Source organism: Streptomyces araujoniae (genome assembly GCF_050871195.1).
Taxonomy (GTDB): domain Bacteria; phylum Actinomycetota; class Actinomycetes; order Streptomycetales; family Streptomycetaceae; genus Streptomyces; species Streptomyces bacillaris.
In genome coordinates, this window is record NZ_CP194070.1 from 6,827,520 (window position 1) to 6,852,087 (window position 24,568).

Genomic DNA, 24,568 nt, shown 5'->3' on the forward strand with positions numbered 1-24,568 from the left:
CCATGCGCTTCCGCCACCCGGACGGGTCCGTCGTCCACCTCTCGTACTGCACCAACGTCCACCCCGCCGAGACCCTGGACGGCGTCCGCGCCCAGCTCCGCGACCACTGCGAACCCGTACGCCGCCGGCTCGGCCGGGACCGGCTCGGCATCGGCCTCTGGCTTGCCCGGGACGCCGCCCGCGCCCTGACCAACGACCCCGCCGAACTCCGCGCCCTCCGCGCCGAACTCGACGGCCGGGGACTCGAAGTGGTCACCCTCAACGGCTTCCCGTACGAGGGGTTCGGCGCCGACGAGGTCAAGTACCGGGTCTACCGGCCGGACTGGACCGAACCCGACCGGCTCGCCCACACCACCGACCTGGCCCGCCTGCTGGCCGCCCTCCTCCCCGACGACGTCACCGACGGCACCATCTCCACCCTCCCGCTCGCCTGGCGCACCCCCTACGCCACCGACCCCGGCGCCCCCGCCGCCGCGCGCACCGCCCTCACCACGCTCGCCCAGCGCCTGGACGCCCTCGCCGAACTCACCGGCAAGTCCATCCGCGTCGGCCTCGAACCGGAGCCGGGCTGCACCGTGGAGACCACCGCCGACGCCATCGCCCCGCTCACCGACGTCGGCCACGAGCGCATCGGCATCTGCGTCGACACCTGCCACCTGGCGACCTCCTTCGAGGACCCCGGCACCGCGCTCGACGCCCTCACCGCCGCGGGCGTCCCGGTCGTCAAGTCCCAGCTCTCCGCCGCCCTGCACGCCGAACACCCCCACCTGCCCGAGGTCCGCACCGCGCTCGCCGCCTTCGCCGAACCGCGCTTCCTCCACCAGACCCGCACGCGCACCGCCGCCGGGCTGCGCGGCACCGACGACCTGGACGAGGCGATCGCCGGCGGGGCGCTCCCGGACTCCACCCCCTGGCGCGCCCACTTCCACGTACCGCTGCACGCGCCCCCCGCACCCCCGCTCACCTCCACGCTCCCCGTCCTCCGCACGGCACTGACCCGGCTCGTCGGGGGAGCCGTGCCCCTGACCCGGCACCTGGAGGTGGAGACGTACACCTGGCAGGCGCTCCCCGCCGAACTCCGCCCCCGCACCCGCACCCAGCTCGCGGACGGGATCGCCGCCGAACTCACCCTCGCCCGCGACCTTCTCGTCGACCTCGGCCTCAAGGAGCTGCCATGAGCAACGACGCCCCCGGAACCACCCCGGGCACGGCAGACCACCAGGGCCCCACCCCCCTCCTCGTCCTCGACGTCGTCGGCCTCACCCCGCAACTCCTCGCCCACATGCCCAACCTCACGGCACTCGGGAAGCAGGGAGCGCGGGCCCCCCTCTCCACCGTCCTGCCCGCCGTCACCTGCGCCGCCCAGTCCACCTTCCTCACCGGCACCATGCCCGCCGAACACGGCATCGTCGCCAACGGCTGGTACTTCCGCGAGCTGGGCGACGTCCTGCTCTGGCGCCAGCACAACGGGCTCGTCGCGGGCGACAAGCTCTGGGACGCCGCCCGCCGCGCCCACCCCGGCTACACCGTCGCCAACATCTGCTGGTGGTACGCGATGGGCGCCGACACCGACTGGACCGTCACCCCGCGCCCCGTCTACTACGCCGACGGCCGCAAGGAACCCGACTGCTACACCCGGCCCCCCGCCCTGCACGACGAACTCACCGAGAAACTCGGCACGTTCCCCCTCTTCCACTTCTGGGGCCCCGGCGCCGACCTGGTCTCCTCGCAATGGATCATCGACGCCACCCGCCACATCATCGCCACCCGCACCCCCGACCTCGCGCTCTGCTACCTGCCCCACCTCGACTACGACCTCCAGCGCTACGGCCCCGACGACCCGCGCTCCCACCGGGCCGCCGCCGACCTGGACCGGGCCATCGCCCCGCTGCTGGCCGACGCCCGCGCCGAAGGCCGTACCGTCGTCGCGCTCTCCGAATACGGCATCACCCGCGTCAGCCGCCCCGTCGACATCAACCGGGCGCTGCGCCGCGCGGGGCTGCTGGAGGTGCACACCCAGGACGGCATGGAGTACCTGGACACGATGGCCTCCCGCGCCTTCGCCGTCGCGGACCACCAGCTCGCCCACGTCTACGTACGCCGCCCCGAGGACCTGGAAGCGGTCCGGGAGGCGCTCGCGGACCTGCCCGGCATCGACCAGCTCCTGGACGACGAGGGCAAGAAGGCGAACCACCTGGACCACCCCCGCTCCGGAGAGCTGGTGGCCGTGGCGGAGAAGGACGCCTGGTTCACGTACTACTACTGGCTCGACGACGCCCGCGCCCCCGACTTCGCCCAGCTCGTCGAGATCCACCGCAAGCCCGGCTACGACCCCGTCGAGCTCTTCATGGACCCCGAGGACCCCTACGTACGGCTCAAGGCCGTCTCGGCGGTCGCCCGCAAGAAGCTCGGGATGCGCTACCGCATGGCGGTCGTCCCCCTGGACCCCTCACCTATTCGCGGCAGCCACGGCCGCTTCCCCGAGAGCGACGACGAAGGTCCGCTCATCCTCTGCTCCACCCCCCACGCGTTCACCGACCGGGTCAGGGCCACCGAGGTGAAGTCCCTGCTCCTCCAGCTTGCCGGACTGCACTGACAATCCCCCGTCGCGCACCCGGCACCGCACCGCTCACCCCATGTCCCGCCACGTCATCCAAGGGAGCCACGCGAACATGAGCCGCACCTCCAAGGACACCGAACTCGCCCGCAGACTGAGCCGCCGCAACATCCTCGGCGTCGCCGCCGGAGCCACCGCCGCCACGATCATCGGCACGGCGACCGCCCAGGCCGCCGCAGCCCAGGGACCTGCCAAGGGCCACGGCCACGGCCAGGACCACGGCCACGGCCACGGCAAGGGCAAGGGGAAGCCCGTCCTGCCCCCCGGCCGCCTCGGCATCCAGCTCTACAGCCTGCGCGACAAGATCTCCACGCTCGGCTTCGCCCCCGTCTTCGCCGAGCTGGAGAAGTACGGCTACGACGAGATCGAACTGGCCGGCTACACCCAGGGCTCGGCCGGCCCCATCACCCTCGCCCAGCTCAAGCGGCTGGCCAAGGACCACGGCCTCAACCCGATCGGCAGCCACGTCGGCTACTACGACGACAACAACCCCGGCGCCTACACCTTCGCCCAGAACCTGGAGAAGGTGCTCGACGACGCCCAGGCCCTCGGCCTCAAGCACATCGGCACGGCCTCCGGCCCGTTCCGCTACGGCTCCACGGTGGACGGCTGGAAGCGGGCCGCCGACGACTTCAACACGTACGGCGCCGCCGCCCGCAAGCGGGGGATGAAGTTCTACCAGCACAACCACGCGGAGGAGTTCTCCTTCGCCACCGACAAGCCGAAGGTGCGCCTCTACGACGTGCTGCTCGCCGAGACCGATCCCGACCTGGTCTACCTGGAGATGGACATCTACTGGGCGTACTGCGCGCAGTTCCGGTTCAGCAAGCGCGTGGACGGCACCCGGGCCCCGCTCGACCCGCTGAAGTACGTCCTCAAGTACCCGAACCGGTATCCCCTCTTCCACGTCAAGGACGGGGTACGGGACGAGACGACCCGCGACGGCTACCGCATGACGGACGTGGGCGACGGGGACATCGACTACAAGACGTTCCTGTCCAAGGTGACCAGCCGGACCCACCACGGCCGGACCTACCACCACTGGCAGGCCGAGCACGACAACCCGGTGGAGTCCCTCGCCTTCGCCCGGAAGTCCAGTGAGCACCTGCACTCGCTGAGGACGGGCCGCTGCGGCGACTGAGGCGCCAGGCGCGTGCCGGACCGGCGGGGCTACCCGATGCCCTGCCGGTCCGGCAGCAGGGCGAACTCCCGGTCGGCGGCCACCGGAACACTCCGCTCCACGGCCTCGACGAGCAGCGCCCGGTGCCGGACCAGCGGCTTCTGCCGTTCCTCCGGCGCCAGCAGCATCAGATCGTCCAGCCCCGCGAGGAGCCGCCGCGACACCTGGGGGCTTCCGGTCACACACCACCGGATCTCCTCGAAGGCGAGATCCACCAGGTCCTCCCACTCCGGCCCCTCCTGCACCAGCCGTACCCGCCCCGCCCGGTCCCGGTGGTGCACCGTGCCGAGCGGCAGCCGCACCACGACCGCGAGGAACTGCACGATCCGGTCCAGGCACTGGACGGCGGTGGTCGGATCGTTCACGGACGTCGACAGGGCCCGCAGCGCGATGTCGGAGAGCTGACGCAGCCCGAACGCCAGGTCCTGGTGCAGGGTGCGCTCCACCGAGACGGAGACCGCCGACCGCAGCCGGTGCCGAGGGGGTACGGCTCCGCCGTGGACGGCGAACATCGGGGTCCCCGGCACCACGAAGTCACCGATCCGGGGGATCAGCCGCAGGACGACGCCCTGCCGCCGGGCCACCCGGACCAGCCGCGCCGTGTTCACGTCCCGCAGCACCCCGGCCCGCCCCTCGTACAGCACCTGCCCGGTCCGCGCCCCCAGCCCCTCGGACCCGCCCGGCCCCCGGGGCATCCGGCCGAGCACCCGGAACGAGTCCCGCGCGATCCGGTCGACGACCGGCCCGACCTGCATGAGCCGCAGCGTCGAGCTGACGTAGACGACGAACAGCAGCAGGCTCAGCCCGACCAGCACCAGCGTGAGCAGGCTCTGCAGCAGCGGGACCGAGACCGCCCGGCGCGGGTCGGTCTCGCTCTCGTACGAGGCCAGGACCAGCAGCGAGAACAGGAACGTCGCCAGGAACACCGTCAGCGTGGCCTTGCTGATCCGGCTGCGGACGAAGATCCGTACCACCCTGGGGGTGAGCTGCCCGCTGGCCATCTGCACGGCGACCAGCGAGATACTGAACACCACACCGATGAAGGTCAGCATCGCGGAGCTGATCTGGGTGACGATCGTCTTCGTGTCCTGGGCGAGGGAGATCAGGGTCTCCAGCTCGTCGTAGGCCTCCTCCCGCCGGAGGAACGCGACGATCGCGTCGTCCACCTCGGACGCGACCAGCCACAGCACGAACACGGAGACGAACCCCATGGTCGGGGCGAACCAGAACGTGTCGCGCAGATGCTCGCGCAGGGGGGACAGCGGACGGGGCCGCCGGTAGCCGCGATCACTCATGGACGCGAAGGTAGCCCCGCGACCTCCCCGGACCGCGGAGGCCACTCGCACCGGCACGCCGCACCCCACTGACCACCGGGTATGCCCCCGATAAGCAGGTGAAACGCACTCCGAACCCCTGGTATTGTTTTCTCTGTCGCCGCGGGGAACACACCGCGAACGGCAGACACCTTGTCCGGGTGGCGGAATGGCAGACGCGCTAGCTTGAGGTGCTAGTGCCCTTTATCGGGCGTGGGGGTTCAAGTCCCCCCTCGGACACCACGGTCGAACGACCAGATGAAGCCGGTCAGAGCGAGATTGCGTCGCTCCGACCGGCTTTTTTTGCCGGGCGCGCGCCTCCGGCCCGGCCGCGTCGCCGTGGTGGCGTCGTCGCGGACCCGCCCGATGTGATCACCGTGCTGATCGGGACCAACGGCGCCCGGGCGAGCCTCCCCGGCCACCCCGTCGAACGGACCATGAGGCGCAAGCGCCTCCCCGAGCGCCCCTCGGCCGGGTGGTTCCAGCAGTGCCTGGGAGCCGTGGTCGAGCGGTTGCGGGCGGAGACCGACGCGACGATCGGTCTGCTGTCGCTCCCGGTCCTCGGCCGGCAGCTCGACGGAGCGGCGGCGCGTGCACCGCGGGCGTACAGCCGGATGATCGCCGAGATGGCGACGGCCAACGACGCGGCCTGCCTCCCGCTCCACGAACGCCAGACCGAGGAGCCGCGCCGAGCGGACCCGCCGCCGATCCCGTACCGGGAGCCGACGCCCGCGGCCGGCGTCGGCGTCCTCCTCCGGTACGCCGTACTGCGCCGAAGCCTCGACACGCTCTCGCGGTGACGGGGTCTCGTGCTCACGACCGACCGCATCCACCAGAACAGCCGCGGCGCCGCACTCGTCGCGGAGGTCATCGACACCTGGCTGCCGGCCCGGAGCGCATGGTCCGGTGCCGGCGGCTTGAGCCCCTCCTCCAGTCACGATCCGGTCTCGGACACGGAGGAGGGGCTTGTTTTCAGCCGTGTAATCGATTCCAATCGTCGCTGTAATCGATTCCACGGCGTCGTGCGAGCGCACCACCCCCTGGTTTCGAGGTGTACGGAAACCACAAGGAGGTGGTCCGGACATGGCGAGCATCAAGGATGTCGCGGCCCAGGCGGGGGTCTCCGTCGCCACGGTGTCACGGGTGCTGAACAGCCATCCGTCCGTCAGCGCGGAGGCGCGCACGCGCGTCCTCGCCGCCGTCGACGCCCTCGGCTACCGGCCCAACGCCGTGGCCCGCTCCCTGCGCACCGCGCAGACCCGGACGCTGGGCCTGGTCATCAGCGACGTACTGAATCCGTACTTCACCGAGCTGGCCCGGTTCGTCGAGGAGGAGGCGCGGGCGCTCGGCTACAGCGTCATCATCGGCAACGCCGACGAGCGGCCCGAGCTCCAGGACCACCACATCCGCACCCTCATCGACCGCAGGATCGACGGACTGCTGGTCTCGCCCGCCGACGGGGGCTCCCCGCTGATGGGGGAGGTGTCCCTGAGCGGTACGCCGATGGTCTTCGTGGACCGCTGGATCCCGGGCATCGACGTGCCCGTCGTCCGGGCCGACGGTACGGGTGCGGTCCGGGACCTGGTGGCGCATCTGCACGGGCTCGGCCACCGCAGGCTCGCGATCATCGCCGGACCCGCGGCCACCACCACCGGCAACGAGCGCGTCGAGGCGTTCCGGGAGGCCCTGCGGGAGCTGGGGCTCGCGCTGCCCGACGCCTACATCGGGCAGGGCGACTTCCAGGCCGCCAGCGGCCGGCGGGCCACCGAGCGGTTCCTCGCGCTGGCCGAGCCGCCCGAGGTCGTGTTCGCCGCCGACAACCTGATGGCGCTCGGCGCGCTGGACGCCATCCGGGCCCGGGGGCTGCGGGTCCCCGACGACATCGCGCTCGCCGCCTTCGACGACATCCCGTGGTTCGTCCACACGGACCCGCCGATCACCGCCGTCGCCCAGCCGACCGCGGACCTCGCCCGGGCCGCCGTCCGCGCGCTGGCCGACCTGATCGAAGGACGGACCCCGCAGTCCGTCACCCTGCCCGCCCGTCTCGTCGTACGCCGCTCGTGCGGCCAGGACGCGACCGACCAGAGGAGCACCCGGTGACCGCATCGGAGGAACGGCCGGAACGGCCGGAGCCCAAGGGGCGCCCCGGGCCGGCGGCGACCACGCCGGCCGACGGGCCGGGGTCCCGGCCGGACGAGCGACCGGCGCCCCACCCCGACGAGTTGCTGCGCATCGAGGGGCTGCGCAAGACCTTCCCCGGTGTGGTGGCGCTCGACAACGTCGACTTCGACCTGCGCCGCGGCGAGGTCCACGTCCTGCTGGGCGAGAACGGTGCGGGGAAGAGCACCCTCATCAAGATGCTCTCCGGCGCCTACCGCCCCGACCGGGGCCGCATCCTCGCCGAGGGGCGCGAGGTGCGCATCGACGACGCCCAGGCCGCCGAGCGGCTCGGGATCGCCACCATCTACCAGGAGTTCAACCTCGTCCCCGATCTGACGGTGGCCGAGAACATCTACCTCGGCCGGCAGCCGCGCCGCTTCGGGCTCGTCGACCACCGGCGGATGCGGGCCGACGCGGAGCAGCTGCTGCGCCGGGTCGGGGTGGACGTGCGTCCCGACGCCAAGGTCCGCGAACTGGGCATCGCCCGGCTCCAGATGGTCGAGATCGCCAAGGCGCTCAGCCTGGATGCCCGCGTCCTCATCATGGACGAGCCGACCGCCGTGCTCACCTCGGAAGAGGTCGACAGACTCTTCGCCATCGTCCGGCAGTTGCGCGCGGACGGCGTCGGAATCGTCTTCATCACCCACCACTTGGAGGAGATCGCCGCTCTCGGTGACCGCGTCACCGTCCTGCGCGACGGCCGCAGCATCGACCAGGTGCCCGCCTCCACCCCCGAGGACCGGCTCGTCCAGCTCATGGTCGGCCGCAGCATCGAGCAGCAGTATCCGCGCGAACGCCCGGACACCGGTGAGGTGTTGCTCTCCGTGCGCGGACTGACCCGGGACGGCGTCTTCCACGACATCAGCTTCGACGTGCACGCCGGTGAGGTCGTGGGCCTCGCCGGACTCGTCGGCGCCGGTCGTACGGAGGTGGCGCGCGCGGTCTTCGGCGCCGACCCGTACGACACGGGCACCGTCGACGTGCGCGGCGAACGCCTCGCCCGGCACGACGTGCCCGCCGCGATGGGCGCCGGGATAGGCCTCGTGCCGGAGGACCGCAAGGGGCAGGGCCTCGTCCTGGACGCCTCCGTACAGGAGAACCTGGGCCTGGTCACCCTGCGTTCCGCCACCCGCTCGGGGCTGGTGGACCTCAAGGCGCAGCGTACGGCCGCCGCCCGCATCGCGAAGCAGCTCGGCGTCCGCATGTCCGGCCTCGGCCAGCACGTCCGCACCCTCTCCGGCGGCAACCAGCAGAAGGTCGTCATCGGCAAGTGGCTGCTGGCCGACACCCGGGTGCTGATCCTGGACGAACCGACCCGGGGCATCGACGTCGGCGCCAAGGTCGAGATCTACCAGCTCATCAACGAACTCACCGCGTCCGGCCACGCCGTCCTGATGATCTCCAGCGATCTGCCCGAGGTCCTCGGCATGAGCGACCGGGTGCTGGTCATGGCCCAGGGCCGGATCGCCGGTGAACTCCCCGCCGGACAGGCCACCCAGGACGCCGTCATGGCCCTCGCGGTCTCCACCGAGGCGTCCGACGAACACCCCGCACCGAAGAACGCAGAGGAGGGCCCCCGTGGCCACTGAGACACTCAAGAGTGACACGGGCGCGGGGGGCACGTCCGTGATACGCCGCGTCCTGCTCGACAACGGGGCGCTGAGCGCCCTGGTCGTCCTGCTGGTGGCGATGTCGCTGCTCTCCGGCGACTTCCTGACCACCCAGAACCTGCTGAACGTCGGCGTGCAGGCGGCCGTCACCGCGATCCTCGCGTTCGGCGTCACCTTCGTCATCGTCTCGGCGGGCATCGACCTCTCCGTCGGTTCGGTGGCGGCCCTCTCCGCGACGGTCCTCGCCTGGTCGGCCACGTCCGCCGGGGTGCCGGTCGTCCTCGCGGTGCTCCTCGCGATCGTCACCGGTATCGCCTGCGGCTTCGTGAACGGCGCCCTCATCTCGTACGGCAAACTCCCGCCGTTCATCGCGACGTTGGCCATGCTCTCGATCGCCCGCGGTCTCTCGCTGGTCATCTCGCAGGGCAGCCCGATCGCATTCCCCGACTCCGTCTCGCGGCTCGGCGACACGCTCGGCGGCTGGCTCCCCGTCCCGGTCCTCGTGATGATCGCGATGGGGCTGCTCACCGCGCTGATCCTGGGCCGCACCTTCATCGGCCGTTCGATGTACGCGATCGGCGGCAACGAGGAGGCGGCCCGGCTCTCCGGCCTCCGCGTCAAGCGTCAGAAGATCGTCATCTACGCGCTCTCCGGCCTCTTCGCCGCCGTCGCGGGCATCGTCCTCGCCTCACGCCTGGTCTCCGCACAGCCGCAGGCCGCCCAGGGGTACGAACTCGACGCCATCGCCGCCGTCGTCATCGGCGGCGCCAGCCTGGCGGGCGGGGTCGGCAAGGCGTCCGGCACCCTGATCGGCGCGCTCATCCTCGCCGTCCTCCGCAACGGCCTCAACCTCCTCTCGGTGTCGGCGTTCTGGCAGCAGGTCGTCATCGGCGTCGTCATCGCGCTGGCCGTCCTCCTCGACACCCTGCGCCGCAGGGCGGGTTCGGGCGCGGCCTCCTCGGCCGGCTCCGCACCCGGCGCGCCCGGGTCCGGGCGCAGGGGAGCGCTCCGGTTCGCCGGGGCCGCGCTCGCCGTGGCGGTCGTCGTCGGCGGGGTCTCCTACCTCAACTCCGGTTCCTCCGGGGGCGCGAAGAAGGTCGGCATGTCCCTCTCGACGCTGAACAACCCCTTCTTCGTGCAGATGAAGGAGGGTGCGCAGGCCGAAGCGGAGAAGGCGGGCATCGACCTCACCGTCACCGACGCCCAGAACGACGCCTCGCAGCAGGCCAACCAGCTCCAGAACTTCACCAGTTCGGGCGTCTCGTCCATCATCGTCAACCCGGTGGACTCCGATGCCGTGGGGCCGGGCGTCCGCAGCGCCAACCAGGCCGACATCCCCGTGATCGCCGCCGACCGCGGTGTGAACAAGGCCGACACCGCCACCCTCGTCGCCTCCGACAACGTGGCGGGCGGCAAGCTCGCGGCCGACGCGCTGGCCGACCGGCTCGGCGGCAAGGGCAGCATCGTCATCCTCCAGGGCACGGCGGGCACCTCCGCCAGCCGTGAGCGCGGTGCGGGCTTCGCCGAAGGGCTCAAGGCCCACCCGGGCATCAAGGTGGTCGCCAAGCAGCCCGCCGACTTCGACCGCACCAAGGGCCTGGACGTCATGACCAACCTCATCCAGTCCCACCCGGACATCACCGGGGTCTTCGCGGAGAACGACGAGATGGCGCTCGGCGCGGTCAAGGCGCTCGGCGGCAAGGCCGGGAAGTCCGTGTCGGTCGTGGGGTTCGACGGCACCCCGGACGGTCTGAAGGCGGTCGGGGCCGGAACGCTCTACGCCTCGGTGGCACAGCAGCCGAGCGAACTCGGCCGGATCGCCGTGCAGAACGCCGTGAAGGCGGCCAAGGGTGACACGGTGGAGAAGACGGTGAAGGTGCCGGTCAAGGTGGTCACCCGCGAGAACGTGGCCGACTTCTCCTGACGCCCGCCCCACCTCGGCCCACCCTGCCCCGTACCGTCCCGCCCGGTTCCGACCGACGAAAGCAGGAAGCACACCCATGCACGACAACGCCCCCGACGACCGGTACGACCTGCTGGTCGTCGGCTCGGCCAACGCCGACCTGGTGATCGGCGTCGAGCGCCGCCCCGCCCCCGGCGAGACGGTCCTCGGCTCCGACCTCGCCGTCCACCCGGGCGGCAAGGGCGCCAACCAGGCCGTCGCGGCAGCCCGGTTGGGAGCCCGCACGGCCCTGCTCGCCCGGGTCGGTGACGACGACCACGGCCGGCTGCTGCTGGAGAGCCAGCGCACGGCGGGCGTGGACACGGACGGCGTCCTGGTCGGCGGGGCCCCCACCGGGGTCGCCCTGATCACCGTGGACCCCTCGGGAGACAACAGCATCGTGGTCTCCCCGGGCGCCAACGGCCGGCTCACCCCCGGGGACGTACGGGCGGCGGCCCCGCTGCTCGCCGCCGCCCGGGTCGTCTCCGTACAGCTGGAGATCCCCCTGGAGACGGTCGCGGAGACAGCGCGCCGCCTGCCCGCCGGGGCCCGTCTCGTCCTCAACCCGTCCCCGCCCGCCCCGCTTCCCGCGGAGGTGCTGGCCGCCTGCGATCCACTGGTGGTCAACGAGCACGAGGCGCGGTTCATCCTGGGCGAGGGGGCGGGCGGGACCCCGCAGGACTGGGCCCCGGCCCTGCTCGCGCTGGGCCCGCGCTCGGTCGTGATCACGCTGGGTGCGGACGGTGCGCTGGTGGCCGACAGCCGGGCGGACTCCCTGGACCACTTGGTCGGCCCGAGGGTCGGGGCCGTCGACACCACGGGGGCCGGGGACGCGTTCACGGCGGCCCTGGCCTGGCGGCTGGGCCGGGGCGACGACCTGCGCGAGGCGGCGGCCTTCGCCGTACGGGTGGGGGCGGCGGCGGTGACGTCACAGGGGGCTCAGGCGTCGTTCCCGACCCTGGACGAGGTCGACGCGCTGTGAAGAGGTCGGGCATCCTCAACCGCCATCTGGCGGGAGCCATCGCCGAACTCGGCCACGGCGACCAGGTGTTGATCTGCGACGCGGGTATGCCGATCCCGCCCGGCCCGCGCGTCGTCGACCTCGCCTTCCGCGCCGGGACCCCGTCGTTCGCGGAGGTGGTGGCCGGGCTGCTCGACGAACTGGTGGTGGAGGGCGCGACGGCCGCCGAGGAGATACGCGACGCCAACCCGGAGGCCGCGGCACTCCTGGACGGCCACTTCCCCGGGCTGGACCTGGTCCCGCACGACGAGCTGAAGGCCCGTACGGCAGCGGCACGCCTGGTCGTACGGACGGGGGAGGCCCGGCCGTACGCCAACGTGCTGCTGCGGTGCGGGGTGTTCTTCTGAGGGGTTGAGCGAAGGGGCGGTGGCGGTACCGGAGCGGCCGGGGTCTCAGAGCCGGGACACCAGCTCCGCCAGCGCACCGGCCAGCGCGTCGAGGCCGGGTCCGGCGGGCCCGCCCGGCTCGGCCGTGTACGTGTCGCGGCGGATCTCGACCATCAGGGCCGTCACCCGGCGGTCCGTGCCGTAGTGCTTCAGCGGGACGTACGTCCCGGCGAACGGGCTGTCGACGCCGGTGGAGCCGAAGCCGGCGAACGCCTCCTCCGCGAGCGCGCGCAGCCGCGGCGGGGTGTGGAACGGGTCGGTGCCCAGGCAGATCGCCGGGCGGGGGCCGGCGGCGTGGAGTTCGTACGGGAGCGGCGCGGTCGGGTACGAGTGGACGTCGACGACCACCGCACGGCCCGTGGCGGCGATCCGGGCGTCGACCGCCTCCGTCATCGCCTGCGCGTACGGGTGGAAGTACCGCTCCAGCAGCGGGACATGGTCCGTGGTCGAGGCGCGGAGCCGTTCGCGGTGGGTGGTGTGGGTGTAGACCGCGCCCATGCCCACGGCGCGCATCTCCTCGCGGTCGTCGGGGAAGCGCTCGGGGTCGACGACCAGGCGGGAGAGGGAGTTGACGAAGCGCCAGGGGCGGGCGGCCGCGCACACGGCCGAACCGGCTGTCCGGGCGGCCAGTTCGGCCGTGTGCGCGTCGGTGATGTGGTCGAGCTCCCGCTCCAGAGCGCTGTCGGCCAGCACGATTTCGCCGCGTACGTCGTCCGGGACGGTCCGCGACCCGTGCGGTACGTGCAGCAGTACCGGCGAGTCGGGGCTTCCGGGGTGCAGACGGAACGACGGCTGGGGGCCAGGGCTCACGGAGCGGGTCCCTTCAGTTGGCGGCGCCGATCACGGGGTAGTGGTCGGAGAGGTTGGTGTACGTATAGCTCTTGCCCCAGCTGGACACCGTCCACGGGGCGCTCTGCTCCTTGACCACGTCGTTGTTCCAGCCCGCGGGCTTCGCGTGACCGGCGCGGTGGAGGACGTGGTCCAGGTCCTCGCGGGGGTCGCTCGGGTAGCGCTCGGAGGCGATGGAGTTGTCGCGGGTGTCGAACGAGTAGCGGTGGCCCGTCCTGGTGTCCGGCGCGACCAGGTCCGCGTCCTTGAGGAAGGAGGCGTACTCGGCCGAGTGGCCGTCCACGTTGAAGTCGCCCGCCACGACGACCTGTTCGGAGGCGGGTATCTTCTTGGCGTCCAGGAAGGCGTCCAGCGCCCTGAACTGGCGGCTGCGCATGGTGGCGGCCTCGCCCGCCGAACAGCCCGGGTCGGTGGACTGGGCGTGGGTGCCCACGACATGGACGCGGGCACCGTTGACGTTCAGCACCGCATACGCGAAGCCCTTGTTGGACCACCAGTCGGCACCGCAGGCGTCCTTGTAGACGTACTGCTCCTTGCGGACGATCGGCCACTTGCTCAGGATCGTGACACCGCCGTCCTCCGGGGTCGTCGCCGAGTACGAGCCGCCGGTGGCGTCCCATCCGCTCTTGGTGCGGCCGACCACCGGGGTCTGGTACGGGTACTGGGCGGCGGAGTTCCGCAGCAGGGCGTCGGAGGCCCCGTTGTCGAACGCCTCCTGGATCACCACCACGTCGTTGCCCCGGAAGAAGGAGGTCTTCGGGATCTCGGCCGCCCGGTGGTCCTGGCCCCAGTTCGGGTACAGGGTCTTGCTGAACAGGAACGCGTTGTACGACAGCACCCGCAGCGACGGGGTGTCCGTGGTGGTGGCCGCCGTGGCCGAGGGGGCGTTCACGGCCATGGGGACGGCGGCGAGCGCGGCCGTCAGGGCCATGGCGGACAGACGGCGGAAAGCGGAGTGCGGCACGAGGTCTCCTGCTGAAGTGAGTGGGGGCGTACCGGGTGCACCCATCAAAGCAGTGGCAGTTACCCACGGGTAGACATCGGATGCCAGGAGTCTGTCCGGCTCGCTGCCATCTGGATTCGGTCACAGGCCGACGTGGTCCGACTCGTTCCGGCTTCGCCCCCCGTGGCCCGTCGCTGCCCGACTCGTCCGACGAGGTTCGCTCCGGCTCAGCTCAGCTCGGCTCGGCGTAGACGATCAGGTTGTCCACCGGGTGTCCCTCGTCGTCGAACGCGCCGTCGCAGGTGATCAGCCGCAGCGTGCTGCCCTCGGTGGCTCCGTAGACGCGCTCGGTGGGGAACGCCTTCTTGTCCACGGTCTCCTTGCCCGTCACGGTGAAGCTCCGCGACCTCCCGTCGCCGCCCCGGACGAGCACCTCGGCGCCCTTGGCGATGTCCTTGAGGTCGTGGAAGACGGCCCGGCCGAAGCGGGTGTCGTTGTGCCCGATCAGGACGGCGGGCCCCGGGCGGCCGGGAACGGCCCCGCCGGTGTACCAGCCCGCCGTCATGCCCTGCTCGGCGGGCGGGACCTCGACCGTGCCGTCGGGGTTGAGCCCCAGGCGCATGAGGGAGCTGCGGATCTTGAGGGAGGGGATGGAGACCTGGGTGGGGGCCGCGTCCGAGGCCGGTCCGCCGGCCGCGTTGCCGTCGGCCGTGTCGTCGGGGGTGTCGGGGGTGGCGGTTCCGCCCGAGGACGCCGGGCCGGGGGGCGGGGTGGGCTGCGCTGCCGCGGACGTGGCGGGTGAGGGCGCCGGTCCCGCGCAGGCCGTCAGCGCGGTACAGGTCACCAGCGCGGTCACCAGCGCGGCCGCGGCGGGGTGGCGGCGGAGGAGGGAAGGGCGGGCGTGCATCAGGAGTCTCCAGAGGAACCACCGGGCGTGGCGCCGCCCCGGTGGGGGACGGCACCACGCCCGGTGTCAGGGGTGGGTGGTGGCGACGGGTCAGCCGTTGCGGCGGCGCACCACGAGGGTGCCCGCGCCCGCGAGCAGCGCGAGCCCGGCTGCGGTGCCCGCGAGGGCGGTGGTGCCGCTGGAGTCGTTGCCGGCCGGGCGCTCACCGGCCGCCACGCCACCGCGCGGCGCGGCCTCCGGCTTGGTGGCGGCCTCCTCGGCCGCCCTCTCCTTGGCCGCCGTGTCCTTGTCGGAGACGGCCGCCGGGCGGTCGCCCGCCGCGACGCCGCCACGGGGTGCGGCGGAGGGACGGGCCTCCTTCGGCGCGTCCTTGGACGGCTCCGCGGCCTGGGCGGCTTCGGCAGCCTTCTGCCGCTCCGGCGAGACCTCGGGGGTGCTCTCTGCGGGCGCCGACGGCTTCGGGGCCGCGTCGGCGAAGGCGGCGGTGGACGGGACCAGCACCGCACCGGCCGCCACGGCGGCGAGCACGGCCGTGCGCAGGGTGAGGCGAGCGGTGGTCACAGCTGTCATACGGATGGCTCCAATTGCTCCGTCGCCCCGCGGCGGGCCCGGGTGCCGGTGTGCACCGGGTGCGGGGCTGGGAGCCAGGCTGTCGGGGAGATATGAGGAAGCTGTCAGGACACTGTGGTCATCCCATCAGGGCACGGCCCGGATCCCCTGCCGGGGCAATGCCCGGCCTCTGCCAGCGCACCGCCCGGCCTCTGCCAGCGCACCGCCCGGCCTCTGCCAGGACACCTGCCCGGCTTTCCCCAGGGCGCCTGCCCTGCCCCCTGCCAGGGGACCCGCCCAGGCCCTGCCGGTGCCGCCTGCGCCGCTCCTGTCAGGGGATCAGCCCGCCGGTGCCGGTGTCGCCGCCCGGTCCCTGCCCGGTCCCTGTTCGGAGGTCCGTCCAGGCCCTGCCGGTGCCGCCTGCCCGACGGGCCGTCAAGGCGTCGGAGCAGGGCCCGGGAGGCGGATGGAGAACACCGAACCCTCGCCCTCCGTGCTCTCCGCGCCCGCTGTCCCGCCATGGGCCTCGGCCAGCTTCCGGACGATGGCCAGCCCGAGCCCGCTGCCTCCCGTACGGCGGCTGCGGGACTTCTCCGCACGCCAGAAGCGGTCGAAGACGTACGGGAGGTCCTCGGCCGGAATGCCGGTCCCGGTGTCCGCCACCTCGATCACGACGTCACCGGGCGGATAGCCGGACCCGGCCCCGGCCCTGGAGCCGTCCCCGGACCGTGACCCGGACCCGTCTCGGGAGCCCCCTACGGAACCGGCCGCACCTTCGGACCGGCCGCCGTGTTCCGGCGGGAAACCGGAACCGGACCCGGACCCGCCCTCGTGCCCGGTCGGGGAACCGGACCCGGACCCGCCCCCGCGCCCGGTCGGGGAAGCGGACTCGGACCCAGACCCGGACCCGGACCCGTGCCCGGTCGGGGAACCGGAACCGGAATCGGTACCGGACCCGCCCTCGAACACGGCCCCGGACCGGGACGCGGCGCATCCCCCCGCCGCCCCACCCCCGTACGCGCGCAGCGTCACCGTCCCGCCCGCCGGAGTGTGCCGTACGGCGTTGGAGACCAGGTTCCCCACCGCCTGCCGCAGCCGCACCGGGTCCGCCGCCACCTCCGGTACCGGCCCGTCCGCCGCCACCCTCAGCGTGACCCCCGCCGTGTCCGCGCGGGCCTGATGGGCGGCGGCGACCTGGGCCAGCAGCTCCCCGACGCGCACCGGTTCGGGGTGCACCCGGAGCACGCCCGCGTCGGCGGCGGCCAGGTCCTGGAGGTCGTCGATGATGTGCTGGAGCTGCACCGCCTCCTCCAGCAGCGAGGAGACGAACGCCGGATCCGGGTCCGCCAGGCCGTCCTGGGCCGCCTCCAGCCAGCCCCGGATGTTGCTCAGGGGAGTCCGCAGCTCATGGGCCACATCGCTGACCATGGCCCGGCGCTGCTCCTCCAGGCGGGCCCGGTGCGCGGACATGTCGTTGAACGCGGCGGCCAGCCGGGCGATCTCGTCGTCCCCGGAGACCGGGACGGAGGCGGACTCCTCGCCGTCCCGTATCCGCTGGGCGGCCCCGGTCAGCGCGTGCAGCGGGCGGACCAGCCGGGCGCCCGCGAGTACCGAAGCGCCCACGGTCAGCGCCAGGACCAGCGCCGCCGCTCCGGCGATCTTCGCGGTGTTGGCGGGGGAGAGGTCGAAGCCGGGCACCGTCGCGCCGCCCTCGTCACCGATGAACAGGAGTGAGGGGGATGCGACGTATGAACCGAGCTGTTCGCTGCGGGCCGTGCCCACGCACGAGGCGATGGCCCGGTCGTCCTCGCCGGTGAACTCCCGGGGCGGCTCCACAGCGGGGGCGGCCCGGGCCTCACGGGCGTCCTCCGGGACGGGAACGGGCCGTTGCTCCTGCCGGGGTTCGGTGACCTGATCGCCCCAGAACAGGTTCTGGTCCAGCCGTACGCCCTCTCTCCCCTGGCGCTCCAGACAGGCGTCGGCCAGACCGTTGAGCGCGTCGAGGGCCTTGCGTTCGGTCCGGGTGGGTGCGTCCAGGGCGAAGGACTCGCACTTGGTGCTGAGGACGCGTTCGGGGGCGTTGCCCACCGTCTGGACCCGGGGCCGTCCGCTCGGTCCGACGACCACGTCGGCGGCGATCCCCGACCGGTTCAGGCAGATCGCGTGCCGTTCGGCGAGCTGCCGCAGCTCCGTCCGCTCGGCCGCGGGCAGCAGGAACGGTCCCACCGCGCGCGGGTCGATCCGGTCGGCGGCCGTGCCCTGCCCCTCGGTGGAGCGGGCGGCCAGAACGGTGTCGACGGAGAGCGGGTCGACCACCGCGGAGGCCTGCGGCGGCAGAGGCGGAGGCACCTCGGCGGTGGCGGAGTCCGCGAGCAACTGCCTGCTCTGGGTGGTGAGCGCGATGCGGCGGCCCGACTCCTCGGCCAGCTTCCGTACGGTCGCGTCCACCCCGTTCCACGTGGGGTTCTGCGCGGCATAGCCGAGCAGGGTGTCGTAGATCCGGGCGTCGGCGGCGAGGTTGCGGCCCTGCTCCTGCCGGATGGCGCCCGAGGTGGTCTGGACGGCGAGCCAGGCGGTGGCGGCGACCGAACACGCGGCGACCAGCGCCGACACACCCAGCAGCCGCCCCAGCAGACTCCGCCGCAACGGCACCCGGGAGCGGGAGCGGGCCCGGCCGGCCTCCCCATTCCTCCGCGCGCCGTCCGGGCCGTGCTCGCGGCCCTTGCGTACGTTGTCCGGCCCGCGCTCCCGGCCCTTGCGTACGCTGTCCGTACCGGCCTCCCGGCCCCTACGCACGCCGTCCGGCCTTCGCCCCGGCCCGGTCCGGGTCGGTCAGTTTGTAGCCGACGCCGAAGACGGTGAGCAGGCGCACCGGCCGCCGCGGCGCGGGCTCGATCTTCTTGCGCAGGTTCATGATGTGCACGTCGACCGTCCGGTCGCTGATGTAGCGGTCGAAGCCGTGCAGCTCCTCCAGCAGCCGCTGCCGGCTGAACACCCGGTCGGGACCGGCCGCCAGCGCGGCCAGGATCCGGAACTCGCCCCGGGTGCACTCCACCGGCTCGCCGTCCACCGTCACCTCGTGCCGCTCCGGATCGACCACCAGGCCGCCCACCCGCAGGACGGGGTCGTCGGCGGGCGGTGCCGCACCGCCCGGCCGCCGGGCGCGGCGCAGCAGCGTCCGCACCCGGGCCATCAGCTCACGCGGGCTGTAGGGCTTGGTCATGTAGTCGTCGGCGCCGAGGTCGAGCCCCAGCAGCAGGTCGTCCTCGGTGGTCCGGGCGGTCAGCATCAGCACCGGCAGCTCCCGGCCCTCGGCCCGCAGCACCCGCACCACGTCGAGGCCGTCGGCCCGCGGCATCATCACATCGAGAACCAGCAGGTCGGGTTCCCGGTGCCGGACGGCGTCGAGCGCGGCGAGCCCGTCGCCCACGATCCGTACGGCGTGTCCTTCCCGTTCCAGATAGCGGCGTACGAGTTCGGCCTGCTTCTCGTCGTCCTCGGCAACTATGACGTCTGCGCACACGCCTCCGATCGTAGAGCGCGGCTCCGGCGCGAGACCGGGGCGGGTTCCGGGACGCGGAAGCCGGGAAGCGAACCGGCGTGTCCACCCCGGTGGGGCGGCGCCCCGGCGGAAGGGGACGGGTCGAACGGCCTCGGTCCGGACGGTGGCGGGTCGACGCACACCACGGCGTCGGGGGCTGCCGTGATCGTCGGGCCCCTGCTGATGGCCCAGCACACCGAGGGCATCCGGCTGCCCCCGCCCCTGAACAGGAAGCAGCCGTTTCGGGGCCGGAAGTCGCCGTTCCCGAAACGGAGTCGGCGGCTCCGATGTCGATCTTGTGATCAAAGTTGCGCAGATGTCGTACGGAAGTGATCGACAAGGCGAAGCGGTCGGGCCGGGAGCGGGCGGAAAAGGTCTCGATTCCGCCCCGCCGATTCACAGAAGCTCCTTATAGTGGTGCCGCGTTGATCGTATGGTCGCAACGCGCGAAGCCGTCGCCACTGGAGTCCGTACGATGACGAACCCCTCGCCCGCCACGCCCGCGCCCTCGGCCGGTGGGGGCGGTGGCTGCCCCGCGAACTTCGGCACCGGAGCCATCCCGCTCAGCGGACCCGGGTTCCACACCGAACCCCACGCGCTCTACCGCTCCATGCGGCGCGACCACGGCCCCGTCGTCCCCGTCGAACTGCCCGGCGGCTTCCCCGCCTGGCTGGTCATCGGCTACCGCGAACTCCACCAGGTCACCAGCGACGGCGAGTTGTTCCCCCGGGACGTCTCCCTGTGGAACCAGTGGGAGAACATCCCCGCCGACTGGCCGCTGCTCCCCATGGTGGGCACCCCCATGCCCTCCATCTACTTCACCGCCGGGGCCGAGCACCGCCGCCATGCCGACATGGTCGTCCCCGCGCTCGAAGAGGCCGACCCCTTCGAGATCCGGCAGCACTGCGAGCAGTTGGCCGACCGGCTCATCGACGCCGTGTGCAGCCGGGGCACCGCCGACCTGGTCGCGGAGTTCGCCGAGCCGCTCCCCGTCCTCGTCCTCGCCCGGCTCGTCGGCTTCCCCGACGACGAGGGCGCCGACATCGCCCGGGTGCTCAAGGACCTGGCCGACGGCGGTCCCGACGCCCAGAAGGCGCATCTGCGCTTCGGCGAGCACATGCACCGGCTCGTCGCCACCAAGCGGGCGCACCCCGGCAACGACGTGACCTCGCGGATGCTGTCCCACCCCGAGCCGTTCACCGACGAGGAGTACGCGCTCGACCTGATGGCCGTCACGGCCGCCGGGCACCTGCCCACCGCCGACTGGATCAGCAACTCCACCCGGCTGATGCTCACCGAGGACCAGTTCGCGGATGCCCTCTCCGGCGGCCGGCACAGCGTCGCGGAGGCCATGAACGAGGTGCTCTGGGAGGACGCCCCCACCCAGATCCTGGCCGGGCGGTGGGCCGCGCGCGACGCCCGGCTCGGCGGGCAGAACATCGTCCGCGGCGACATGCTGCTCCTCGGCCTCGGCGCCGCCAACGGCGACCCCCACATCCGCCAGCAGGTCACGGATCTGCTGGTCCGCTCCGGACAGGGCGGCAACAACGCCCACATGGCGTTCAGCCACGGCGAGTACCGCTGCCCCTTCCCCGCCCAGGAGATCGCGGAGATCATCGCCCGTACCGGCATCGAAGTCCTCCTCGACCGGCTCCCCGACCTCGAACTGGCTGTACCGGCGACGGAGTTGGTGCGCAGGCCCTCCGCCTTCCTGCGCGGGACGACCTCCCTGCCCGTCCGCTTCACCCCCGTACGCACGACAGGAGACGCGCTGTGAACTGCCCGCACGCCGCGGCCGCCCCGGCCGCAGAAGCCGGCCGGGGCGCCGGGGCCGTCGTCATCGACCCCATGGTCCAGGACCTGGACGGGGAGACCGCGCGGCTGCGCGAGGCCGGGGTGCTCGCCCGGATCGAGCTGCTCGGCGTCCCCGCCTGGACCGTCACCCGGCACGCCGAGGCCCGTCAACTCCTCGTCGACCAGCGGCTGGTGAAGGACATCGAGGCCTGGGAGCTCTGGCGTACCGGAGTGGTGACACGTGCATGGCCGCTCATCGGCATGATCGACGCCGGGCGTTCCATGTTCACCGTGGACGGGGCCGAGCACCGGAGGCTGCGCACCAAGACCTCCCAGGCGCTCACCCCGCGCCGGCTCGAAGCGATCCGCCCGGCCATCGAGAAGTTCACCGACGAGCTGCTCGACAACCTGGAGGCGGCCCGGGGCGAGGACGGTGTCGTCGACCTGAAGGCGGTCTTCGCCCAGCCGCTCCCGATGAAGGTCGTCGGCATGCTGATGGGCGTCGACGAGTCCGAGCACCCGATGCTCACCCGGCAGTACAAGGCGTTCTTCTCCATGCTCACCCCGCAGGAGGAGCGCCTGAGACTCCTCGCGGACCTGGACGTCTTCTACGCCGACCTCGTACGGGAGAAGACCGCCCGCCCCACGGACGACCTCACCAGCGCGCTGATCCTGGCCGAGGAGGGCGGCGAACCGCTCACCGAGGAGGAGGTGGTCGGCAATCTGAAGGCGATGGTCGCCGCCGGGCACGAGACGACGATCGGCCTCATCCTCAACGCCGTACGCGCCCTCCTCGCCCACCCCGACCAGCTGGCCCGGGTTCTGGCGGGCGAGGTCGGCTGGGACGCGGTGGTGGAGGAGACCCTGCGCTGGGACACCCCCACCACGCATCTGCTGATGCGGTTCGCCACCGAGGACATCACCGTGGGCGACACCGTGATCAGGAAGGGCGAAGGGGTCGTCATCTCCTACCGGGCCATCGGCCGCGACACCGGGCAGCACGGCGAGGACGCCGACGCCTTCGACATCACCCGCCCCACCCGCAACCGCCACATGACCTTCGGCCACGGCCCGCACATCTGCCCCGGCGCCGCGCTCTCCCGCGTCGAGGCGGGCATCGCGCTGCCCGCGCTCTTCGGCCGCTTCCCCGGGCTGCGGCTCGCCGTCCCGGACGCGGAGATCACCAAGCTGCCGGTGATGACCCAGAACGACATGGCCGCCTTCCCGGTCCTGCTGGGCTGAGCCCGCCCCCGTACGCGTGCGCATGCCGTCGTCCCGGCCGGGCCTGCTCGCCCTCGCCCCGCACCGCTCCACCACGGCGGCCCTGCTGGCCGGGGCCGCGCGGGGGCGTGGGATGGAGGTGGCCGTCCTGCCCGTGGGCGGGGTGCCGGAGCGGTACGCGGGCCGGGGGGACGCGCACTACTACGGCGGCCCGCACTTCGCCGCCCGGGTGGCCCGGCCGCTCGGGGTGGCGCTGCTGGAGCCGGACGACGGGTGGCTGGACGGGCTGCCGTACGCGTTCACCGGACGGCACATCCGCCGCCTGCCGCTCTCCGGGGCCCGCCGCCTCCCGGGCCCGCTCTTCGCGAAGCCGCCGACCGACAAGAGCTTCCCGGCCGCGGTGTACGGGAGCGGGGCCGAGCTGCCGGATGTCGCGGGGGACCCTCTGGTCCAGGTCGGCTCGGTGGTGACGTGGGCGGAGGAGTTCCGGCTCTTCCTGCTGGACGGGGAGATCCGTACCGGCTCGCGGTACGCCGTCCACGGGCTGCTCGACGCGGAGCCCCTGGCGGGACACCCGCAGGAGCCCGCCGTACGCGCCTTCGCCCGGCGGCTCGTCGAGGCGTGCGGGGCCACCCTTCCCGGTCCCGTCGTCCTGGACGTCGGCCGCACGGTCCCGCCCACCGGACCCGGCGGCTGGGCCGTGGTGGAGGCCAACATGGCGTGGTTCAGCAACGTGTACGCCGCCGACCCCGGCCGGGCCCTCGATGTGGTGCTCCGGTCGGCCGGGCCCGAGGACCTGCTCCGCGACCGGGACCGGCCCTTCCGGCGGGCCGTGCCCACCGGGCCCGCCGCATCGCGGGGCGTCGAGCCCGCGTGAGGTGTATCACGCAGAGTTAAATTCTTGGCATACATTCCGGCGGACGGGGGAGGGGCCCCGTCCGTCGGTGTGGCCGTACCCCGGTCCACCGCGCAGGACGCCCCCGGCCGAACCGGCGGGGGCATTTCGGGTACGGAAGGCTAAACACGACATGTCGGCGCTCAGCACCATCCACATCGACGGCACCTGGCAGGCCGCCGCCTCAGGCGCGACCCGCGAGATCCTCGACCCCGCCGACGCCACCGTCCTGGCCGTCGTGGCGGAGGGCGGTACCGAGGACACCGACGCGGCCGTCGCGGCCGCCCGGCGCGCCTTCGACGACGGCCCCTGGCCCCACCGGCCCGTCGCGGAGCGGGCCGCCCTGCTGCGCCGGGTCGCCGACCTGCTCCAGCGGGACCGCGAGGAGATCGCGATCACCGAGAGCCGCGACACCGGAAAGACCCTCGAAGAGGGCCGGGTCGACGTGGACGACGTGACAGCAGCCTTCCGCTACTTCGCGGACCTGGTGATGAACGAGAGCGGCGGCCGGGTCGTCGACGCGGGCGACCCCGACATCCACAGCATCGTCGTCCACGAGCCCGTCGGCGTCTGCGCCCTGATCGCCCCCTGGAACTACCCCCTCCTCCAGGCCAGCTGGAAGATCGCCCCGGCCCTCGCCGCCGGCAACACCTTCGTGCTCAAGCCCAGCGAGGTCACCCCGCTCTCCACCGTCCACCTGATCAGGCTCCTCGCGGAGGCCGGACTCCCCGACGGCGCCGCCAACCTCGTCACCGGCGCGGGCGACCCGGTCGGCGCCCGCCTCTCCGAGCACCCCGACGTCGACCTGGTCTCCTTCACCGGCGGCCTCGCCAGCGGGACGAAGGTGGCCCGGGCCGCCGCCCCCACCGTGAAGAAGGTCGCCCTGGAGCTGGGCGGCAAGAACCCCAACGTGGTCTTCGCGGACGCCTGCGCCACCGACGAGGGCTTCGACACCGCCGTCGACCAGGCCCTGAACGCCGCCTTCTTCCACAGCGGCCAGGTCTGCTCCGCCGGGGCCCGCCTGATCATCGAGGAAAGCGTCCGCGAGCGGTTCGTCACCGAGCTGGCCCGCCGCGCCGACGCCATCCGCCTCGGCCGGGGCACCCTGGACGGCGTCGAGTGCGGCCCCCTCGTCTCCGCCCAGCAGCTCGCCAAGGTCGAGGCGTACGTCGCCTCCGCCCGCGAGGAGGGCGCGGTCGTCCGGGCCGGCGGCGAGCGCCCCGAGCCCAACGACGTACGCCCCGAAGGCGGTTACTTCTACCGCCCGACCGTCCTGGACGGCTGCCACCGGGAGATGAAGGTGGTCCGCGAGGAGACCTTCGGCCCGATTCTCACCGTCGAGACCTTCCGTACCGAGGAAGAGGCCATCACCCTGGCCAACGACACCGACTACGGCCTCGCCGGCGCCGTCTGGACCACGGACGCCGGCCGGGCCCGCCGGGTCGCCGGACGGCTGCGCCACGGCACCGTCTGGATCAACGACTACCACCCCTACCTCCCCCAGGCCGAGTGGGGCGGCTTCGGCAAGTCCGGTACGGGCCGCGAGCTGGGCCCCACCGGCCTCGCCGAGTACCGCGAGTCCAAGCACATCTACCAGAACCTCAACCCGCGCCCCCAGCGCTGGTTCGCCGGCTGACGCC

The 24,568-nt window shown here is 72.8% G+C and carries 19 protein-coding genes, 1 tRNA gene and 1 pseudogene; 14 read left to right on the forward strand and 7 right to left on the reverse strand.

All coding sequences use genetic code 11. The annotated features are described in order from the left end of the window. The first annotated feature begins 2 nt into the window (after positions 1–2). The 3 genes from eboE to ACQ9ZG_RS29115 all read left to right on the forward strand — a co-directional run bounded on the left by eboE (position 3) and on the right by ACQ9ZG_RS29115 (position 3,758). A complete protein-coding gene (gene eboE, locus ACQ9ZG_RS29105) occupies positions 3–1,178 on the forward strand; it encodes a metabolite traffic protein EboE (protein ID WP_109917368.1) in 1,176 nt (391 codons plus the stop codon). Next, the gene (locus tag ACQ9ZG_RS29110; RefSeq protein WP_109917367.1) at positions 1,175–2,596 is read left to right on the forward strand and encodes an alkaline phosphatase family protein; all 1,422 of its coding nucleotides are present in this window, start codon (positions 1,175–1,177) and stop codon (positions 2,594–2,596) included. Before eboE ends, ACQ9ZG_RS29110 begins: the two co-directional genes overlap by 4 nt. Positions 2,597–2,672: 76 nt before the next feature. Continuing rightward, entirely contained in the window at positions 2,673–3,758 is a 1,086-nt protein-coding gene (locus tag ACQ9ZG_RS29115) for a sugar phosphate isomerase/epimerase family protein (RefSeq protein WP_109917366.1), read from the forward strand. Positions 3,759–3,787: 29 nt separating this feature from the next. Here the strand turns inward: ACQ9ZG_RS29115 and ACQ9ZG_RS29120 are convergent, their stop codons facing one another. Beyond that, on the reverse strand, positions 3,788–5,092 hold the full coding sequence (locus ACQ9ZG_RS29120) for a DUF2254 domain-containing protein (protein WP_109917365.1): 1,305 nt from the start codon (positions 5,090–5,092) through the stop codon (positions 3,788–3,790). Positions 5,093–5,265: 173 nt separating this feature from the next. Here ACQ9ZG_RS29120 and ACQ9ZG_RS29125 point away from each other — a divergent pair. The 7 genes and pseudogenes from ACQ9ZG_RS29125 to rbsD all read left to right on the forward strand — a co-directional run bounded on the left by ACQ9ZG_RS29125 (position 5,266) and on the right by rbsD (position 12,190). Further along, positions 5,266–5,353, forward strand: a tRNA-Leu gene (locus tag ACQ9ZG_RS29125). Positions 5,354–5,442: 89 nt separating this feature from the next. Beyond that, positions 5,443–6,009: pseudogene (locus tag ACQ9ZG_RS29130) on the forward strand (SGNH/GDSL hydrolase family protein); the annotation flags it as partial. Positions 6,010–6,193: 184 nt separating this feature from the next. Continuing rightward, a complete protein-coding gene (locus ACQ9ZG_RS29135) occupies positions 6,194–7,210 on the forward strand; it encodes a LacI family DNA-binding transcriptional regulator (protein ID WP_018491906.1) in 1,017 nt (338 codons plus the stop codon). Positions 7,211–7,332: 122 nt separating this feature from the next. Then, a complete protein-coding gene (locus ACQ9ZG_RS29140) occupies positions 7,333–8,859 on the forward strand; it encodes a sugar ABC transporter ATP-binding protein (protein ID WP_109917371.1) in 1,527 nt (508 codons plus the stop codon). Further along, positions 8,849–10,804 (forward strand): ABC transporter permease/substrate-binding protein, encoded by a 1,956-nt coding sequence (locus ACQ9ZG_RS29145; RefSeq protein WP_499281378.1) that lies wholly within the window; start codon positions 8,849–8,851, stop codon positions 10,802–10,804. The genes ACQ9ZG_RS29140 and ACQ9ZG_RS29145 overlap by 11 nt, the downstream gene beginning before the upstream one ends. Positions 10,805–10,880: 76 nt before the next feature. Continuing rightward, positions 10,881–11,804: a ribokinase gene (locus tag ACQ9ZG_RS29150; RefSeq protein WP_109916433.1), complete on the forward strand. Its 924-nt coding sequence runs from the start codon at positions 10,881–10,883 to the stop codon at positions 11,802–11,804. Further along, complete coding sequence (rbsD, locus tag ACQ9ZG_RS29155) at positions 11,801–12,190, forward strand: D-ribose pyranase (RefSeq protein ID WP_109916434.1); 390 nt, start codon at positions 11,801–11,803, stop codon at positions 12,188–12,190. Before ACQ9ZG_RS29150 ends, rbsD begins: the two co-directional genes overlap by 4 nt. Positions 12,191–12,235: 45 nt before the next feature. Here the strand turns inward: rbsD and ACQ9ZG_RS29160 are convergent, their stop codons facing one another. The 6 genes from ACQ9ZG_RS29160 to ACQ9ZG_RS29185 all read right to left on the reverse strand — a co-directional run bounded on the left by ACQ9ZG_RS29160 (position 12,236) and on the right by ACQ9ZG_RS29185 (position 19,000). Beyond that, entirely contained in the window at positions 12,236–13,039 is an 804-nt protein-coding gene (locus ACQ9ZG_RS29160; protein ID WP_109916435.1) for an N-formylglutamate amidohydrolase, read from the reverse strand. A 13-nt stretch (positions 13,040–13,052) separates the two neighbouring features. Continuing rightward, entirely contained in the window at positions 13,053–14,042 is a 990-nt protein-coding gene (gene sph, locus ACQ9ZG_RS29165) for a sphingomyelin phosphodiesterase (protein ID WP_109916436.1), read from the reverse strand. 211 nt (positions 14,043–14,253) lie between these two features. Beyond that, positions 14,254–14,928 (reverse strand): class F sortase, encoded by a 675-nt coding sequence (locus ACQ9ZG_RS29170; protein ID WP_499281379.1) that lies wholly within the window; start codon positions 14,926–14,928, stop codon positions 14,254–14,256. Positions 14,929–15,018: 90 nt separating this feature from the next. Beyond that, the gene (locus tag ACQ9ZG_RS29175) at positions 15,019–15,498 is read right to left on the reverse strand and encodes a hypothetical protein (protein WP_499281380.1); all 480 of its coding nucleotides are present in this window, start codon (positions 15,496–15,498) and stop codon (positions 15,019–15,021) included. 414 nt (positions 15,499–15,912) lie between these two features. Continuing rightward, the gene (locus ACQ9ZG_RS29180) at positions 15,913–18,129 is read right to left on the reverse strand and encodes a sensor histidine kinase (RefSeq protein ID WP_375138355.1); all 2,217 of its coding nucleotides are present in this window, start codon (positions 18,127–18,129) and stop codon (positions 15,913–15,915) included. A 136-nt stretch (positions 18,130–18,265) separates the two neighbouring features. Next, a complete protein-coding gene (locus ACQ9ZG_RS29185; RefSeq protein WP_018491915.1) occupies positions 18,266–19,000 on the reverse strand; it encodes a response regulator transcription factor in 735 nt (244 codons plus the stop codon). A 493-nt stretch (positions 19,001–19,493) separates the two neighbouring features. Between ACQ9ZG_RS29185 and ACQ9ZG_RS29190 the strand changes: the two genes are divergently transcribed. From ACQ9ZG_RS29190 to ACQ9ZG_RS29205, 4 genes are all read left to right on the forward strand, one after another. Then, positions 19,494–20,795, forward strand: a complete 1,302-nt coding sequence (locus ACQ9ZG_RS29190) for a cytochrome P450 (protein ID WP_109917529.1) — start codon at positions 19,494–19,496, stop codon at positions 20,793–20,795. After that, positions 20,792–22,054: a cytochrome P450 family protein gene (locus ACQ9ZG_RS29195; RefSeq protein WP_109917530.1), complete on the forward strand. Its 1,263-nt coding sequence runs from the start codon at positions 20,792–20,794 to the stop codon at positions 22,052–22,054. Before ACQ9ZG_RS29190 ends, ACQ9ZG_RS29195 begins: the two co-directional genes overlap by 4 nt. Positions 22,055–22,076: 22 nt before the next feature. After that, entirely contained in the window at positions 22,077–22,910 is an 834-nt protein-coding gene (locus ACQ9ZG_RS29200) for an ATP-grasp domain-containing protein (RefSeq protein ID WP_109917531.1), read from the forward strand. A 151-nt stretch (positions 22,911–23,061) separates the two neighbouring features. Beyond that, positions 23,062–24,564 carry an aldehyde dehydrogenase family protein gene (locus ACQ9ZG_RS29205; protein WP_084990984.1) on the forward strand — a complete coding sequence of 501 codons (1,503 nt, stop codon included), beginning with the start codon at positions 23,062–23,064 and terminating at the stop codon, positions 24,562–24,564. The last annotated feature ends 4 nt before the right edge of the window (positions 24,565–24,568 follow it).